Genomic DNA, 17,708 nt, shown 5'->3' on the forward strand with positions numbered 1-17,708 from the left:
GCCGTGATGAGGGACAATGATTATTATCCATAGAAAAAAGAGAGTTGAAGATATCAGTTTGAATATAGCGAAAATGAAAGGAATAGCAGGCCAGAAGACGATTTGCTAACGCCCCCGGATGTCCCCGAGGGCGGAGCACAGGTTACCATTCATCCAAATCGTAGTTGTTTTCAAACATCGCACGTTTACATTCGAGAAAACGGCGCGGGAGATAGCGATGATAATTTCTGTTGTGGCAAAACTCTGCAAAATCATCAAAATGAGAAACACCCACTTTGGTGTAAAGCCGTTGCAGGGCACTTTCAATGGTACGAGGTGAAAGAAAAAGCATATCACCAATCGTTTTGCATGTCTGACCTTGAAGCTTCAAAAATATGATTTCACATTCTTTTTCGGTAAAAAAATCATCAGGTCGATTCAGCAATAAAGAACCGGGACAGCGTCCATTAATAAAATCATTGGGCGTGAAGGTTTGTAATGTTTTTGCATAAGTAATGACTCCAACGCATTGGTTATTATCATCATAAAAAGGCAGCTTTTTTACAATGTAAGGGTAACTAACAGCTTCAGGATGAATTTCCAACATATTGAGCCCCACCTTAGACGTACTAACTTGCTTGTCTTGGCATTGCCACTCTTTAACCACACTTTCATTCTCAGTCAGCCTTGAACAAAGTTCATATTCAGTTCTGTGCAAAAAATCATTTGGCGATCTCACACCAGCCAGCTTTGCCGTAGGCAAATTAGCATATATATAACTAGAATGTAAATCCTTGATAAAATATGGATCAGGAAGTTGATCTAAAAAATTTGTAAAAACTCTAGGAAGATAATTATCATTGTGAACATCGCCATTCATAAGTGCCTCCATTTGTTTTATATAAAAATACAAATCGCTTATATAAATTACTTATAATAAAATCAAAAAAACAATGAAATCATCATCTGGCGATATCAAGAACCACAATAAAGCATATGACCACATACCTCAGTCACTGAATCATCTAAAAGATTATGGACTAACTTTCAATAAACCGCCTTGGTAGATAACGATGATAATTTCTTTTATTACAAAACTCCGAAAAATCATCAAAATGCTTCACGCCAGCCTTATAATATAACTCTTGCAACATATTTTCCACATCGAGGGGTGAGCTAACAAGTCGCCTAGCAATACTCTTCGACATTTGACCTTGCAGTTTTAAGAATATAATTTCAGATTCCTTTTCATCAAAGAAATCGTCAGGCTTTGTCAATAAAAATGAACCTGAAAGATGACTAGCGAATAATTCATTAAAAGCAAAACCTTCAATATTTTTGCAATAAACAACTATTCCCTTACATTGATTAATCTCATTGTAAAAAGGGAATTTCTTGACAATATAAGGTGATGAAATAGTACTAGGATTTATCTCTAACGTATCTATATTCTTCTTAAACTCAGTTACCTGCTTATCCTGCCATTGCCACTCTTTAATAATATCTTTATTCTCCGTTAAGTGGGATGAAAGATCATTCTCATTTTTGTATAATAATTCACTTGGCGAATTCAACCCCAATTTTCTAGCTGCAGGGGCATTAGCATAAATAAAAGTTGAATCCACTCCCTTAATAAAATATGCATCATGATGTTGATCGAGCAGCGTGGTCAACATTCTGGGTAGAACTACATTGTCATGTTTATCACTATCCATAACAACCTCTTTTCCGTGGATGAGTTACTTCAAACTCAGTGTCATAAAATAGAAATATCAAAAAAATGCTCAACGGAGTACCACAATTCGATTTACATTACACGAAGGCTAAAGGGTTTAGAAACCACTACAGTAAAATTATTCGCACGGCATTTAGCTTTCATTTAATAAACATTATACGTTAAGCGAGAGCAAGCACTAATACATAAAAAAATCTCATCACCACGATATCAGGCGTTTTTTTATAGTAACAACTACCTATTCTACCGCGTAGCTATCTCGGCTAATTTTTGTGGTGCAATACGCTCCCCAATAAATAAAAATAGATTATGATGCTTATCAAATAAAACACAATATTCTGTTTTCCCTAAACATATTATAAAAATATTGCTGCATTTGCCTTCACCAGGGACCTTATAGCTAATCGAGTAAACTATCACGCAGAGTGCCCTCCCCTTTTCACGACATATGAAGTACCCCTCATCTCCCATATATGGTATTTTTCCCCTGCCTGCGCGGCGCAGGAGGGAGGGTTTCTTATTGATGGATCAAAGTGATAGCGATACCACGCTATGATGACGCCACTATTTGATGGATTTTTCAGGTGTGAAACGGATTACTCTTCTCGGCAAAATTGATGAAAAACCTCATAATTTCAGCGAATTTCTTCGTTGCAGATCACCTTTTCCCCCCACAGGCTATGCTAGTTTTATTCAACATTGGTTATCGAGGTTCTTATGAATGTTTTAGTGACAGGTGGTAGCGGTTACATCGGCAGCCATACCTGTGTTCAGCTGTTAGAAGCCGGGCATCAACCGATTATTCTGGACAATCTGTGCAACAGCAAAGCCAGCGTGGTGGAAACCCTTACTCGCCTCACCGGAAAAACCGTGCCGTTTTATCAAGGCGACATTCGCGATGGCGTCTTGTTAGACCGCATTTTTGCCACTGAAAATATCGATGCCGTGATCCATTTTGCTGCACTAAAAGCGGTCGCAGAATCCGTCAGCAAGCCCGTTGAATACTATGATAACAACATCTACGGGACTCTGACGCTGGTTAAAGCGATGGAAAAAGCGGGCGTAAAAAACCTGATATTCAGTTCCTCAGCAACGGTCTATGGCGATCAGCCACGCATCCCTTATCAGGAGAGCTTTCCTACCGGCATGCCTGCCAGCCCTTACGGGCGCAGTAAGTTGATCGTCGAACAGATCCTGACAGACTTACAGAAAGCCCATCCAGAATGGAGCATCGCCTTGCTGCGCTATTTCAATCCGGTGGGGGCCCACCCTTCGGGAGAAATGGGTGAAGATCCGCAAGGCATACCTAACAATTTAATGCCCTTTATCGCACAAGTCGCCGTTGGTCGCCGCGAATCACTTTCTGTTTTCGGTAGTGACTACCCAACGGAAGATGGCACTTGTGTCAGAGATTACATTCACGTGGTCGATCTGGCCGATGGTCACGTGGCAGCAATGAAAGCGCTGCACCAACGCCCGGGAGTACATATTTACAATCTGGGTGCAGGTGTCGGCTACAGTGTATTGAATGTCGTGCAAGCATTTAGTCAGGCATGCGGCAAACCGCTGCCCTATCACTTCGCCCCGCGCCGCGAGGGCGATCTTCCCGCCTATTGGGCCGATCCAGAAAAAGCAGCCAATGAACTTCATTGGCGCGTTACCCGGACGTTAGCGCAAATGGCGGAGGATACCTGGCGCTGGCAATCCAAACATCCCAATGGCTATCCCGACTGATACCCTGAGGAGCAGGTGTATGCTGAACGAAAAAAGTGCTGAGTTGGCCCCCGATGGCCAGCCTTTTACCCTGACTACACTACAAAACCGCGCAGGAATGCGCGTTATGTTGATGGATTGGGGCGCAACCTGGCTCTCTTGTCAGGTCCCTCTGCCAGAGGGAGAAGTGCGTGAAGTACTGCTCGGCTGCACAACACCTGCGGATTATCCGCGCCAACAAGCCTATCTTGGCGCGTCTATCGGGCGTTATGCCAACCGAATCAACCACGCGCGTTTACAGCGCAACGGTGCAACCTACACACTGACACCTAATCAGGGCCAGCACCAGTTGCATGGTGGGCCCGATGGATTTCACGCGCGCCGCTGGCGCATTGTGCAGCAGGATGCTACGCAAATAACGTATCTGCTGGTTTCTCCCGATGGCGATCAGGGCTACCCGGGGCAACTGACCGCACAGGCTCGCTATCGCTTAACCGAGCACAATGCGCTGGAAATTGAGTATTCCGCCCTGACGGAAAAAACCTGCCCGGTGTGTCTGACTAACCACGCCTATTTCAATCTGGATGGGCATACCAGCGATGTGCGCCACCACCGTTTACAACTGTTCGCCGATCATTATTTGCCCGTGAACAGTGAGGGGATCCCCGTTGACGGGCTTGCTCTGGTAAACCAGACGGGTCTGGATTTCCGCCAGCCTAAGACGCTATTGCAGGATTTTTTGCGCGATGACGATCAGAAAGCAGTCAGCGGTTACGATCACGCTTATCTGCTGCATCGTACCTGCGGCTCCAGCGAATGCCCTGCGGCAAATCTGTGGTCTGCGGATGAGAAAGTGATGATGAGCGTCTTCACCAGCGCTCCAGCCTTGCAGCTTTACAGTGGAAACTTTCTTGCCGGAACCCCCGCCCGTGGCGGCAATCCGTATGACAACTACGCTGGGGTGGCGCTGGAAAGTGAATTTTTGCCCGACAGCCCCAATCACCCGGACTGGCCACAACCAGACTGTTGGCTGAAACCCGGTAAGCAATACTGCTCACTGACAAGTTATCAATTCTTTACATAACGCCAGCAAGACAGACTGGGCACGCTTTTGCACGGTAAATTTATGTCAAGAGCGTGCGCAGCGAACAATTCACGCTTTCGCTTACGCAAGATTTATTGTTATATGTAGGGCTATTCGACTACTCCGTAGGAAACTCCGCATGTTTGGGTTGCCTTTCAGACAATTACCGCAACGCAAGCGCCGCCTCTTGGCGTTTGGCGTGGTTGTCTGTTGGCTGATGCTCAATACCCAACTGGCGTTGGCAGCCCATCTGTGCGATGTTCAACCGGTGGTGCAAACCACGCAAGTGGTCAGTCACCACGGCATGAACATGACGCAGGCGCCTCACCACGCCTCAGTCATGGTGAAAGCGCCGCTGTGTGATAAACACTGCACCCCGGATACTGCGCAAAAAACCGCTTCCCCGCTGCACCTCGATGCCATGGCGCATGACACGAGCACACTGCTGGTGTTGGCGAGCGATACCAACATCCCTGACCAACACACGTGGTTAACCCCGCCGCGAACCGGGCCACCGGCCGAGATCGTATACTGCCGTTTTAGAGAATAAATCCAGATAAAACAACATATTGGTTTTCTATCATTTGTTATGTTTTATTCTGGAGATATTGATTATGCGCACGTTACTGACCGCTATTGCCCTGTTTGCTGCTGTTACCTCTACTTCTACAGCCCCTGCTTTTGCCGAAACCTCACCTGCCTCCGCACACGATCACAATGCCATGATGTCCATGCCAATGGATCACAGCAGCATGAACCACGGCACTCAACCCACCAGCGCCGCTACCGTATATCAAGGCACCGGAGTGGTAAAAGCCTGGTCGGACACCAGTGTTACCTTTGCACACAAACCGATTCCCGCACTTAACTGGCCCGCCATGACCATGCGTTTTGGCCTCAGTGCCTACAAAGGCGGCCCGTTAAGCGTAGGACAAACGGTGAACTTCACCTTTATCCAAAGCGCCTCCGGCTACGATCTGATTTCAGCATCCGCTAACTGATTCGAGGTCGATATGTTGACGCTTCGTCTACAACAGGCGGGCTATGCCCTGCCGTGGTTTTTTGGCTGTGCGATGTTTACGGCTCAGGCCACAACGCTCGATCAAACCCTGGCGGCCGCTGAACAGTATTCGGCAGAAATTTCTGCCAACCATCACCAAGTTAACGCCTTGAATAACATGGCGGATTCCGCCATGCAGTTGCCCGATCCCAAGCTGAAAGTCGGGATTGAGAACTTTCCGGTTAGCGGCCCCAATGCCCACCGCTTTACACGAGCCGATATGACCATGCAACGGGTCGGCATCATGCAGGATTATGTCAGCAGCACGAAACGCGAGCGCAAATCAGATGCGATTCGCGCAGAAGCGCGTAAAGCGGAGGCTAATCAGGACGTGATTCGCGCCGGGTTGCAGCGAGAAGCTTCGCTGGCCTGGTTCGAGCTGGCGCTGGGGCAACATGCACAGGAAGCCATTGAACGTCTGCTGAGCGACACGCAGCGGCAGCTTGGCATGCAAAAAGCCGGAGTCGCGAGTGGTAGCAACAGCGCGAGCAGCGTTCTGGCACTACAACTCACTGTCAATGAAATGAAAAATCAATTGGATAACGCCAAACGTGACGTGGAGGTAGCGCGTTCTCGGCTTAAACAATTGACAGGGACCGACATTACGCGCGTCAGCGGCGATTTCCCCGTCATCACCCGGCTTCCCGCCAGTCAAAGTGCGTTGATTGATGCCATCAAGCAGCACCCCGAAATCATTCAGGCCGCGCGCGAAGCGGATGCCGCCAAGGCAAAATCAGCGCAGTCTGCCGTTGCCGCCATTCCCGATGTCGGGGTGGAAGTGTATTACGGCAAGCGGGCCGATGGATTAGAGGATATGGGCGGTGTGATGCTGACGGTCGATCTGCCCTTATTCAAATCACAGCGGCAAGATAAAGATTACGCGGCTGACCTCTCCCGAACCTACGAAGCCAACGATCAGTTGACCTTACTGACACGTGCGCATCAGGCCGCGTTGGATGCACTTATCGCGCAGTATCAGGCGGCGAAATCCATCTACGATCGTCAGGCCAATGAGGTGATCCCACTGCAACGCTCTCGGCTCAACGTGCTGGATGCGGAATATCGCACTGGCAGCAGCGGGCTGGCAGAAAACCTTGATGCCAGACGCGCGCTGCTGAACAGCGAAATTGAACAGATCAACGCGCAAAAAGCACTCGCTGCCAGTTGGGCCGCTATTCGTTATTTGATCCCTCAGGATACCAAGCTACTACCGCAGGATACAAAACAATGAAACCGATCGTTACGTTAAGCGTCGTCGCTATTGCCGTTGCTGCTGCGCTCGCCGTGGGATACCAACTGGGTGCCTCCTCTGGCCACGGTGCAAGCCCGGTTGCCAGTGCAGCAACGACTGCGCCACAAGAAACGCAAAGAAAAGTGCTCTATTGGTATGACCCGATGACGCCAGGGCAGCGCTTTGATAAACCGGGTAAGTCGCCTTTTATGGACATGGACCTGGTGCCGCGTTACGCGGATGAAACCCAGGATGACGGCGGTATCACCATCAGTGCACGCCAACAGCAAAATCTGGGCGTGAAAACAGCGCAGGCAACGCAGCGCACGTTAGATCTGCAACTGTCGGCCTTTGGTACCGTCGCCACGGATGAACGTGGTATTGAAACCCTGTCAGCGCGAGCAAACGGGCTGGTAGAAAAACTGTATGTGAAAGCGCCACAGCAGTTCGTTCAACGTAACGATCCACTGGCACAGTTGTGGATGCCGCAGTGGTCAGCCGCACAGCAGGAATACCTCGCCATTCGCCAGTGGGGTGATGCATCTCTGGTTGCCGCCGCACGCGAACGCCTGCAATTGCAGTTTATGCCGGAAGAGATCGTCAAAGCCGTCGAACGTTCGGGAAAACCGCAAACCCGTATCACGCTGCGCGCACCCACGCAGGGGTACATCAACAAACTGGACGTGCGTGAAGGCGCGCAGGTCAATGCCGCTCAATCCCTGTTTGAATTGGCGACGCTCGACCCGGTATGGATTGTGGTGGATTATCCAGAAAGCCAGGCCAGCCTGCTGTCGCGCGGCAGTGACATCAGCGCCACCACGGACAGTTGGCCGGGGAAAACCTTTCATGGCAAGGTTGACGAGCTGTTGCCCAATTTGGAAGCCTCAACGCGCACGCTGAAGGCCAGACTGACACTGGAAAACCCGGAACATTTGCTCAAACCCGGCATGATTCTCAACGTGACGCTGACGCACCCTGTCACTACGCCTCCTGTGGTTGCCATTCCCGACGAAGCGCTCATCACCACCGGCACGCACAATCGGGTGCTGCTGGCGGACGGTAACGGCCACTTCACGCCAGTCGAGGTGAAAACGGGCCGTAGCCAACAGGGTTGGATAGAAATTACGCACGGCCTTAAAGCAGGCCAGTCTGTGGTTACGTCCGGCCAATTCCTGATTGATTCTGAAGCAAGCCTGAAAAGCGCACTGCCGCAAATGACAGGCGATCAAACCCAGCAGGAGTCCTCAGCGACCAGCGCTGCCCCCACCTACAAAGCGGAAGGGAAAATCGAGGCGATAGACGGCGATACCATTACGATTTCGCACGGCCCGGTTGCCGCGCTGAACTGGGGCCCGATGACCATGGACTTTGTTGCCTCTGCTGAACTGCGTCCTGCTTTGACCGTTGGTCAGCACGTCAGCTTCACCTTCGTGCTGCCAGAAGAAGGTGCTCGGTTGGTCAGCGTGACACCCGTTGCGACAGGCGATGCGAATGCCCGCCAACATGAAGGACATCAACAATGATTGCTGCCATTATTCGTTGGTCACTGCACAATCGGCTATTGGTGCTGCTCAGCGCCATACTGATGGCCGCCTGGGGTTGGTGGGCGATACAAAAGGCCCCGCTTGATGCGTTGCCCGACCTCTCCGATGTGCAGGTGATCATCAAAGTCGGCTACCCCGGCAAGGCACCGCAGGTGGTGGAAGATCAGGTGACCTATCCGCTCACCACCACCATGCTCTCCGTACCCGGTGCCAAAACGGTACGCGGCTTCTCCATGTTCGGCGATTCTTACGTCTACGTGCTGTTTGAAGACGGCACCGATCCCTACTGGGCGCGCTCGCGCGTGCTGGAGTATCTCAGTCAGGTGCAGTCAACGCTGCCGCCTCAGGCAAAGGCCTCTCTTGGTCCCGATGCCACCGGCGTTGGCTGGGTGTATGAATATGCATTGGTAGACAAAACCGGCCAGCACAGCCTTGGCGACCTGCGCGCCATTCAAGACTGGATCATCAAATATGAGCTAAAGACCGTACCCAACGTATCGGAAGTCGCGAGCGTCGGCGGCATGGTTAAACAGTACCAGATTGTGCTTAATCCGGACCGATTGCGCGCCCTCAATCTCTCCCACGAGATGGTGATAAGCGCGGTACAAAACGCCAATCAGGAAGGCGGCGGTTCCGTTGTCGAGCTTGGGGAAGCGGAGTACATGGTGCGTACCTCGGGCTATCTCAAAACACTTGATGACTTTAAGCACGTGGTGATCGCCACCCGAGACGGCATTCCCATTATGCTGTCGGATGTCGCTACCTTGCGCATCGGTCCAGAAATGCGGCGTGGCATTGCTGAACTCAATGGTGAAGGCGAAGTCGCGGGCGGCATTATCGTGATGCGTTCAGGAAAAAATGCGCTGGAAACCATCGATGCGGTCAAACTCAAGCTGAACGATATCAAGCGCAGCCTGCCCGCAGGCGTGGAGATTGTTCCCGTTTACGATCGTTCGCACTTGATTGAAAACGCCATTACCACGCTCACACACAAGCTGATCGAAGAGTTTATCGTCGTTGCTCTGGTGTGTACGCTGTTTCTGTTCCACTTCCGCTCGGCTCTGGTCGCTATGGTGACACTGCCGCTGGGGATTCTCGGCGCGTTCATCGTCATGCACTATCAGGGGGTGAACGCCAACATCATGTCGTTGGGCGGCATTGCTATCGCCATCGGAGCCATGGTGGATGCGGCCATTGTGATGATAGAAAACATGCACAAGGTGCTGGAACAGTGGCGGCACGAGCATCCTGACAGACAACCCGCCTCCGATGACTATTGGAAGATTGCCGAAAAAGCCGCCGTGGAGGTTGGCCCGGCGCTCTTCTGTAGCTTGCTGATCATTACCCTGTCGTTTATTCCTGTGTTTTCGCTTGAAGCGCAGGAGGGGAAAATGTTTGCCCCGCTCGCCTTCACCAAAACCTACGCTATGGCAGTATCCGCAGGGCTGGGCATTACGTTGGTGCCGGTGCTGATGGGCTACTTTATTCGTGGCAAAATTCCCGATGAACACGCCAACCCGATCAATCGCTGGCTGATCCGCGCCTATGAGCCGTTGCTGGATCGCGTATTACAGTGGCCGAAAGTGACATTGGCGGTAGCCGCTGCCCTGTTAATCGCCACGCTTTATCCGCTTTCCCACTTGGGCAGCGAATTCATGCCCGCATTGGATGAAGGCGATTTGCTCTATATGCCTTCCACCCTGCCGGGAATTTCCGCGCGGGAAGCTGGACGTTTGTTGCAACAAACCGACCGACTCATCAAAACGGTGCCAGAAGTCGACACCGTGTTCGGCAAAGCCGGTCGGGCTGAAACCGCTACCGACCCCGCCCCTTTGACCATGATCGAAACCACGATACGCTTTAAGCCCAAAGATCAGTGGCGACCCGGTATGACCATGGACAAGCTGGTCAGCGAACTCGATAGCATTGTGAAAGTACCGGGGATTGCCAATATCTGGGTACCGCCCATCCGCAACCGACTGGATATGCTGGCAACAGGGATCAAAAGCCCGGTGGGCATCAAAGTGAACGGCAGCAACATTGCACAAATTGAAGCCGTAGCCGAGCAGATTGAGCAAGTGGTGCGTGGTGTGCCTGGCGTGACATCCGCGTTGGCAGAGCGTTTGGCGGGTGGTCGCTATATCGATATCGATATCGATCGTGCCAAGGCGGCGCGTTATGGCGTGTCGGTCAAAGAGTTGCAATCCATCGTTTCTGTGGTGGTCGGCGGGGAAAATATTGGCGAAACCATTGAGGGGCGCGAACGTTATCCCATCAACCTGCGCTACCCACGCGAGATCCGCGATTCGCTGCAAAAACTCAAGAATCTGCCAGTAATTACCGCGAGCGGTGGGCAAATTTCGCTCTCGGAGTTGGCTAATATTCGCATCAGCGATGGGCCGCCTATGCTAAAAAGCGAAAACGCGCGTCTTTCGGATTGGATCTACGTCGATATTCGCGGCCGCGATCTGAAATCTGCCGTGCAGGATATGCAACGTGCGGTAGAACAGCAGGTGAAATTGCCAGAAGGCGTGTCATTGAGTTGGTCCGGGCAATTTGAGTATCTGGAACGCGCGACGGCTAAGCTCAAAGTGGTATTGCCGTTCACACTGCTGATCATTTTTATTCTGCTCTATGTGACATTCAGCAAGGTGAAGGATGCGTTGTTAATCATGGGCACCCTGCCGTTCTCACTGATTGGTGGCGTATGGCTGCTTTATCTGCTGGGCTATAACTTATCGGTGGCAGCAGCGGTGGGTTTTATCGCGCTTGCCGGGGTGGCAGCCGAGTTCGGCGTTATCATGGTGTTATACCTCAACCACGCCATTGAAAAACGTCAACACACTGATGAGACGCTGGCGTTACCTCTGTTGCGCGAGGCCATCCATGAAGGTGCCGTGTTGCGCGTGCGACCCAAAGTGATGACAGTCGCCACCATCATGGCCGGGCTATTGCCTATCATGTGGGGCGGCGGCACCGGAGCAGAGGTGATGCAACGCATTGCCGCACCGATGGTAGGCGGTATGGTAACCGCCCCCCTGCTCTCGATGCTGGTGATCCCCGCGTTCTACCTGCTGACACACCGTAAACGAGGCGATAGCGCCTGAGTGGCAATTCCGTGATGTCGGCCCATACTCATCTTGGGTCGACAGACCATTGCTGTGAGCTGAAACGAGCAAGCGATAACGTGATAATGAGCAAAGTTAATGCAGATAAATCAGGTTTATCGGTGACTATTGATTGCCGTTAATTGCGGCGCAGCAATATAATGAGATCAGTTATCACTGAAATCTTAGGAATGAAGGAGTTTAGCTATGGCTGTAACTAAGCTGGTACTGGTGAGACACGGTGAAAGCCAGTGGAACAATGAAAACCGCTTCACAGGCTGGTACGACGTTGACCTGTCCGATAAGGGCCGTTCAGAAGCCAAAGCCGCTGGTACATTGCTGAAAAATGAAGGTTTCTCCTTCGATTTCGCGTATACCTCTGTGCTGAAACGCGCCATTCACACACTGTGGAACATCCTGGACGAGCTGGATCAGGCTTGGCTGCCGGTGGAAAAGAGCTGGAAACTGAACGAACGCCACTACGGCGCGTTGCAGGGTCTGAACAAAGCAGAAACCGCAGAAAAATACGGTGATGAACAGGTTAAACAATGGCGTCGTGGTTTTGCTATCACCCCGCCTGCGCTGACCCGCGAAGATGAGCGTTTCCCGGGTCACGACCCGCGTTACGCCTCTCTGACTGATGCTGAACTGCCGCAGACGGAAAGCCTGGCGCTGACTATTGAACGCGTTGTTCCGTTCTGGACCGAAACCATTCTGCCACGCATCAAGAGCGGTGAGCGCGTTATCATCGCTGCACACGGTAACTCCCTGCGTGCGCTGGTGAAATACCTGGACAACATGGGTGAAGATGAAATTCTCGAACTGAACATCCCGACAGGCGTACCGTTGGTATATGAGTTTGATGAGAACTTCAAGCCGATCAAGCATTACTATCTGGGTGATGCTGATGAAATCGCTGCTAAAGCCGCTGCTGTTGCCAACCAAGGCAAAGCGAAGTAATTTCATCCCTACAGAAATAACCTAAGTAAGATGAATTAGGTAAATAAAAGAGGTTGTGATGCATTGCATTCAACCTCTTTTTTATTTTTTTCACCTGAAATCCATACGTTTCTCACCCCAAACATCATTTTCTCAGTGAGATTTCTTCACCCACTGCCTTTTCAACAAGTATAAAATACAATACTTATTGTATTTTATATCCATTTTTATAAAGAATATATGCCCACTATTGTTTATATATTTAGCCTTTATCAAAATGGAGTTTTTTCCGATGCCTTTACCTATAAAAGAACCAGACTATTCAGCACTGAACTTATCCCCATCGGTATCATTTGAAAATGAAAATAATGGTGACCATACTATTTCCATTCTCAACGATGTGTCAAATATATCTATATCTCAAGGCACCTCTCTTAATTCAACTCAACATCATCTAGAAAAAAGAGAACAGAGTGGTATATTAAATAAAATTAAAAATATTTTTTATGGCAATAACGTATCTTCTCAAGATGAAAATGACACCACATTAGAACATATTCTAAATGAAGGGAGTCATCTTAGAAATGAAGTATTAAACATGCAGTGCAGCCCTGTTTCAGAAAACGCCCATTCCGCCATGAACCTTACGCACAAACATAAAATTGGGTTTGGTTTATTATTATTAGGTAGTGCAGCCGGTGGCGCTGCATTTTTTTTGCATAAGAGGAATGAAGCTCATCATCACGCTCAGCAAAAACTATCTTTATCAGAAGGCCTTCCAGAGTATTTTTCACCCTTCTCTATGAATAATATCTCCGATTCATCTCATAACAATACACTTACCTCTACCCATAAAAGACATTTACCTTTTCATCACTCACCTATTTTAGACGAAAATTTATTTGAAGAAAATGCAGAATATATGCACGACATTAAACATGACATGACGATCAACACGATAAAAAAAAGAGCGTACATACCTGATAAAAAATATAATTCCACACCAATACCTGATGATGTGAAAATTAAAAAACTCACCTATTGCTACGACGAAAGAGAGTCTCTTTCATCAGCAAGAATAATGAGAATCGTCAGTAAAACACTACAAAGCCCTGTCAGTTCACTGATCAAAGAAGGGCGAATTGTACTTAACTATAACGTCTATGGTAATGGTTGCATAGGGAATGAATCCTTCGATAGCATGGCGGAAAAAATAGAATCAGGAATACAAAATTTATTATCATCACTTCCTATATATGGTAGAGTCAGAATGGTTACACTCCTCGCATCATCACTTATAGATATGATAGCTGACGCCATAGAGAATAAAAATCTTTCTTTAACCAGTGCGAGTGAGGTGCAAGATTACACCATAAGCCTTGCGAAAGACTTAGTCATATCATCACTAACCAAACAATTTGCAAAAAAAGAAAACCCACATGAAATTGATGACATCATAAAAAGCATTAAGTTTGAAAAAAATAAAATGTATCTTGATGCTGGTTCTGGAAAAAAAAGAATTGAAGTATATGATTATAACCATCATATCACTGACGTTAATAGCAATGGCTATTTATTTTATACCAATGAAAAAAAGTGGGTACAAAGAAATGATCCAAAATTCATGGGAAACATCAAGAAATCTTTAAATAAAGCATATAGGCTTTGGGGAGAAGATGCGAATATTGATTTCCTTCAAAATAGTGGCCCTGCATTATACCGCGACGGACTGCTCATTAATCACAAGGCAACCTTATACAGTTTTGTCGAAGACACATTACTCCCTGTATCTGAAGTTGAAATTACAGATGATGTATTTAGATATATGGTCACTCAGAACGAAAAAGAAAATCCGATTGTCGTTAAACAAGGAAAGTGGGTTTTTGAAGATGCGACATCATCAATCCTCACTAAAAAGTCTCTCTCTTTCTTTAACGACCATGATGTCATAAGAAAAAGGCTTATCGATAAATCAATAGCACACCAGGATGTTGGGCCAACAGACCTTAATATTCCCTTGCATTATGACAAGTTTCATAATAAATATATAAAAATAAAAAATGACTACTATGCATTGAAAGTAGACAAGTACAACGATTACTATCTTTCAGGAGAATATGATGTTCTTCCGTTAAAAATAGCGGGTAATAAATATGCATTGCAATCTCAATATTTAGATGGTGTTTACGACTGTTATCGGGAGCAGTTAAATACACTACCGTTTAAAAAGAATCAAGAAATTTATTATCTCGACAACACCATCCTTAATGAGATAAAACAGAAATCCCCTTCATGGAAAGAAATAAAATCATTATCTACATCTTTTTTTAACAAAGAACAGAGGTTCTCAGAAAGCACTATACCAGGAGCTTTAAATATAGCTGAAAACGATTACATCTCTCATAATGGAAAACTTATTAAAATAAGATCAAATGGTGATGACACTTTTATTTTAGGGTATGATGATGACGCTAAAAATCTTATTCGAGCTTATAAAAACCCCAAGAGTAACACCTATTTTTTAATGCCAGACAAAGTTAATGGCATTAAAAAAAATAAAAACTATCGTCCACGAAAAGGACATTGCATATCAAAAAGACAAATATTTTCCTTATGTAATGCAGAATTCAACGAATCAATAAACATCTCAAAAAAACTAAAAGACAATAAAATTAACGGAATAGAAATTAATGATCCAACAAAACACCTTGATCCTTATGGGGATATAAATGGGTTTTATAAGAAAAAAAACAACCCCGATGAAATATATTATCAATCTAGAGATGGAGTTTTTTTTCATGCTGAAGAAGTACGGCAAATTTCTAATCAGCTAACCCCAGAATATTTTAATCTTTATGGTAAAAATAAAGATGGAAGTATAGACAAAAATTTTCTTATTGAACAGGTTTGCGTAATCAAAGATTTTGACACGCATAAAATGATATTGAGTACACCAGACGAAGCGATGAATACTATTTTTGGCACAGATCTGAAAATGTCGAAACAATTATTGGAACGAAATAAAAACAGTGAATTAAAAGAATCCTTCAACATTGAAGAAATAAAAGATGAACTGGTAAATAGCCATAATCGTGATGATATGGATGATGTCCACGATTTATTTGACCGTTTTGCCAAGAAAAATATATTTTCTAAACATGAAACTATCGATATGATTTCCGGTCTCAAAACGTTAAAAATAGATGATGTGGGTTCTTCTGATTTTAAACGTTTTTCAGAAATCGCTGATGAAAATATAGGTTCAAGTAGATTAAGAGTGAAGCTCAGCATATTTGAAGATGCATTGCATAAAGCCTCTAAAGAGTTAAACAACGTTATCTTGGAAATGAATAAAAGTGATAGCAAATTTAATTCTTATTTTTATCAAAACACAAAAATCAACAATAATACATTAATAAATTTTTTCAAATACACTTTAATAAAAAAACTTAAGAGAATGAATTTCATTTTAGATGAGAAAAACAAAGATAACATTATATTTATTGTTAATAAGTTCATAAGTAAAGGTATCACACCAGGCATGACATTAGGGTTTAGTTATACTGGTGATCCTCTGGATAGAATCTTTATTAATTCGGCAGTGATCCCCGACGATTTTAATCCTAACTTAAGTTCACTTACAGATTTCCAAAACAGAGAAAAATATATAAACTCGATATCTAACACTATGCTACATGAATCGGTACATGCAACGGGAGTCCCTTTTGACTTTTTTTACATTAATACTAATGAGTCATTGGATTATGTTAGTCTTGAAGATTCACTACAACAAATTGAAAATGTAATAAGCAGTAAAACACTTACGACTAACAGTGATTTTATCTACCTTTGTAAACTGTATTTTGCCAGTAACCCGATTTATAATAAGTATCATTTTAAAAGTTTAATTACACCAGATAATCTGGCACACATATTTAAAAATGATGATTACTTCAAACTGATATTATTATTAAATAATCCAGATTCGATTAGTCATATAATCCGTGATTACGCTAAACATGGTTTCTGAGCAAAAGAGCTAAGCGATTCTGATGACACGTAAAGATATGGCGATGAGATAGCGTAGGTGGGTAGAGATACGTTTGGCTTATTATTTTCTCACCAATTCGTTCGTGATGGGTCACTCATCACACCGTTATCTTCGGCAAATGCCGAGGATAACGGCGGTAAGTGTAGAAAAAGTGTTAGCTATCAGCCCATGCGGCGCAGTTTAACCGCATCTGCTAATTGACGCAGCAGTGTATCGGTATCTTCCCAACCAATACACGCATCCGTCACGCTGCGGCCATAAACCAGCGGCTCACCGCTTTCCAGGCTCTGGTTGCCTTCTACCAGGTGGCTTTCCACCATCACACCAGTGATGGCACGTTCACCGCCCGCAATCTGCGCGCAGACATCAGCTCCCACTTCCATCTGCTTCTTGAATTGTTTGCTGCTATTAGCATGGCTGAAATCGATCATCACCTGCGGGCGCAGCCCGGCTTTTTCCAGACCATCCTTGACGGCGCTGACGTGCTCTGCGCTGTAATTTGGTGCTTTCCCACCGCGCAAAATAATATGGCAGTCGTTGTTGCCGCTGGTGTTGACGATGGCGGAGTGACCCCATTTGGTCACCGACAGGAAGCAGTGCGGCGCACTCGCGGCGTTAATGGCATCGATCGCTACTTTAATCGTGCCATCGGTGCCGTTTTTGAAGCCAACCGGACAAGAGAGACCGGAAGCCAATTCGCGGTGTACCTGAGATTCCGTAGTGCGTGCGCCGATGGCACCCCAGCTCATCAGATCTGCCAGATACTGCGGCGATATCATGTCCAGAAACTCACCCGCAGCAGGTAACCCGCTATCGTTGATTTCCACCAGCAGTTGACGGGCGATCCGCAATCCATCGTTAATCTGGAAGCTGTTATCCATGTGCGGATCGTTAATCAGCCCTTTCCAGCCCACAGTGGTGCGCGGTTTTTCGAAATAGACACGCATCACAACTTCCAATTCGTCGCTCAGTTCGTTGCGCAGCGTAAGCAAACGGGCGGCGTATTCTTTTGCAGCCTTGGTATCGTGAATCGAGCACGGGCCAATCACCACCAGCAGACGATCGTCAGTGCCATGCAGAATCTTGTGAATTGCCGAGCGGGTAAATGAGACCGTTTCTGCCGCGCGCGCGGTAGCTGGAAATTTCTCTAACAGCGCGACAGGAGGTAACAACTCACTGATCTCTTTAATTCTTAAGTCATCATTTTGGTAATTCATCATTCATCCATCGATTCTTGCGCAGAACATGCCACATCTTGCCAATAG

At 46.8% G+C, this 17,708-nt stretch carries 12 protein-coding genes; 9 read left to right on the forward strand and 3 right to left on the reverse strand.

The genetic code is table 11. The annotated features are described in order from the left end of the window. Nucleotides 1-142 precede the first annotated feature (142 nt). Entirely contained in the window at nucleotides 143-859 is a 717-nt protein-coding gene (locus tag J5224_RS03755) for a PAS and helix-turn-helix domain-containing protein (protein ID WP_264624088.1), read from the reverse strand. Between the two features lie 160 nt (nucleotides 860-1,019). Further along, nucleotides 1,020-1,694 carry a transcriptional regulator gene (locus J5224_RS03760; protein ID WP_264624089.1) on the reverse strand — a complete coding sequence of 225 codons (675 nt, stop codon included), beginning with the start codon at nucleotides 1,692-1,694 and terminating at the stop codon, nucleotides 1,020-1,022. Nucleotides 1,695-2,431: 737 nt separating this feature from the next. Between J5224_RS03760 and galE the strand changes: the two genes are divergently transcribed. The 9 genes from galE to J5224_RS03805 all read left to right on the forward strand — a co-directional run bounded on the left by galE (nucleotide 2,432) and on the right by J5224_RS03805 (nucleotide 16,422). Next, a complete protein-coding gene (gene galE, locus J5224_RS03765; RefSeq protein WP_264624090.1) occupies nucleotides 2,432-3,448 on the forward strand; it encodes a UDP-glucose 4-epimerase GalE in 1,017 nt (338 codons plus the stop codon). Between the two features lie 19 nt (nucleotides 3,449-3,467). Next, on the forward strand, nucleotides 3,468-4,511 hold the full coding sequence (gene galM, locus J5224_RS03770; protein WP_264624091.1) for a galactose-1-epimerase: 1,044 nt from the start codon (nucleotides 3,468-3,470) through the stop codon (nucleotides 4,509-4,511). A 139-nt stretch (nucleotides 4,512-4,650) separates the two neighbouring features. Then, nucleotides 4,651-5,061 carry a hypothetical protein gene (locus tag J5224_RS03775; RefSeq protein WP_264624092.1) on the forward strand — a complete coding sequence of 137 codons (411 nt, stop codon included), beginning with the start codon at nucleotides 4,651-4,653 and terminating at the stop codon, nucleotides 5,059-5,061. Nucleotides 5,062-5,125: 64 nt separating this feature from the next. Next, nucleotides 5,126-5,512, forward strand: coding sequence for a copper-binding protein (locus J5224_RS03780; RefSeq protein WP_264624093.1), 387 nt, complete (start codon nucleotides 5,126-5,128; stop codon nucleotides 5,510-5,512). 12 nt (nucleotides 5,513-5,524) lie between these two features. Continuing rightward, nucleotides 5,525-6,802, forward strand: coding sequence for a TolC family protein (locus J5224_RS03785; RefSeq protein ID WP_413544640.1), 1,278 nt, complete (start codon nucleotides 5,525-5,527; stop codon nucleotides 6,800-6,802). Further along, nucleotides 6,799-8,325, forward strand: a complete 1,527-nt coding sequence (locus tag J5224_RS03790; protein ID WP_264624094.1) for an efflux RND transporter periplasmic adaptor subunit — start codon at nucleotides 6,799-6,801, stop codon at nucleotides 8,323-8,325. Before J5224_RS03785 ends, J5224_RS03790 begins: the two co-directional genes overlap by 4 nt. Continuing rightward, nucleotides 8,322-11,453, forward strand: coding sequence for an efflux RND transporter permease subunit (locus J5224_RS03795; protein ID WP_264624095.1), 3,132 nt, complete (start codon nucleotides 8,322-8,324; stop codon nucleotides 11,451-11,453). The genes J5224_RS03790 and J5224_RS03795 overlap by 4 nt, the downstream gene beginning before the upstream one ends. A gap of 207 nt (nucleotides 11,454-11,660) precedes the next feature. Next, on the forward strand, nucleotides 11,661-12,413 hold the full coding sequence (gene gpmA / locus J5224_RS03800) for a 2,3-diphosphoglycerate-dependent phosphoglycerate mutase (protein ID WP_264624096.1): 753 nt from the start codon (nucleotides 11,661-11,663) through the stop codon (nucleotides 12,411-12,413). Between the two features lie 271 nt (nucleotides 12,414-12,684). Further along, the gene (locus J5224_RS03805; RefSeq protein WP_264624097.1) at nucleotides 12,685-16,422 is read left to right on the forward strand and encodes a hypothetical protein; all 3,738 of its coding nucleotides are present in this window, start codon (nucleotides 12,685-12,687) and stop codon (nucleotides 16,420-16,422) included. Nucleotides 16,423-16,604: 182 nt separating this feature from the next. On the opposite strand, the gene aroG is transcribed toward J5224_RS03805, so the two are convergent. Then, nucleotides 16,605-17,660, reverse strand: a complete 1,056-nt coding sequence (gene aroG / locus J5224_RS03810; RefSeq protein WP_264624214.1) for a 3-deoxy-7-phosphoheptulonate synthase AroG — start codon at nucleotides 17,658-17,660, stop codon at nucleotides 16,605-16,607. Between the last annotated feature and the right edge of the window lie 48 nt (nucleotides 17,661-17,708).

Source organism: Candidatus Symbiopectobacterium sp. NZEC135, assembly GCF_025962695.1.

What these genes read in the sequence shown, in the direction of transcription:
- J5224_RS03755 (WP_264624088.1), bottom strand. Translation starts at nt 859, where the DNA reads ATGAATGGCGATGTTCACAATGATAATTATCTTCCTAGAGTTTTTACA.
- J5224_RS03760 (WP_264624089.1), bottom strand. Translation starts at nt 1,694, where the DNA reads ATGGATAGTGATAAACATGACAATGTAGTTCTACCCAGAATGTTGACC.
- galE (WP_264624090.1), top strand. Translation starts at nt 2,432, where the DNA reads ATGAATGTTTTAGTGACAGGTGGTAGCGGTTACATCGGCAGCCATACC.
- galM (WP_264624091.1), top strand. Translation starts at nt 3,468, where the DNA reads ATGCTGAACGAAAAAAGTGCTGAGTTGGCCCCCGATGGCCAGCCTTTT.
- J5224_RS03775 (WP_264624092.1), top strand. Translation starts at nt 4,651, where the DNA reads ATGTTTGGGTTGCCTTTCAGACAATTACCGCAACGCAAGCGCCGCCTC.
- J5224_RS03780 (WP_264624093.1), top strand. Translation starts at nt 5,126, where the DNA reads ATGCGCACGTTACTGACCGCTATTGCCCTGTTTGCTGCTGTTACCTCT.
- J5224_RS03785 (WP_413544640.1), top strand. Translation starts at nt 5,525, where the DNA reads ATGTTGACGCTTCGTCTACAACAGGCGGGCTATGCCCTGCCGTGGTTT.
- J5224_RS03790 (WP_264624094.1), top strand. Translation starts at nt 6,799, where the DNA reads ATGAAACCGATCGTTACGTTAAGCGTCGTCGCTATTGCCGTTGCTGCT.
- J5224_RS03795 (WP_264624095.1), top strand. Translation starts at nt 8,322, where the DNA reads ATGATTGCTGCCATTATTCGTTGGTCACTGCACAATCGGCTATTGGTG.
- gpmA (WP_264624096.1), top strand. Translation starts at nt 11,661, where the DNA reads ATGGCTGTAACTAAGCTGGTACTGGTGAGACACGGTGAAAGCCAGTGG.
- J5224_RS03805 (WP_264624097.1), top strand. Translation starts at nt 12,685, where the DNA reads ATGCCTTTACCTATAAAAGAACCAGACTATTCAGCACTGAACTTATCC.
- aroG (WP_264624214.1), bottom strand. Translation starts at nt 17,660, where the DNA reads ATGAATTACCAAAATGATGACTTAAGAATTAAAGAGATCAGTGAGTTG.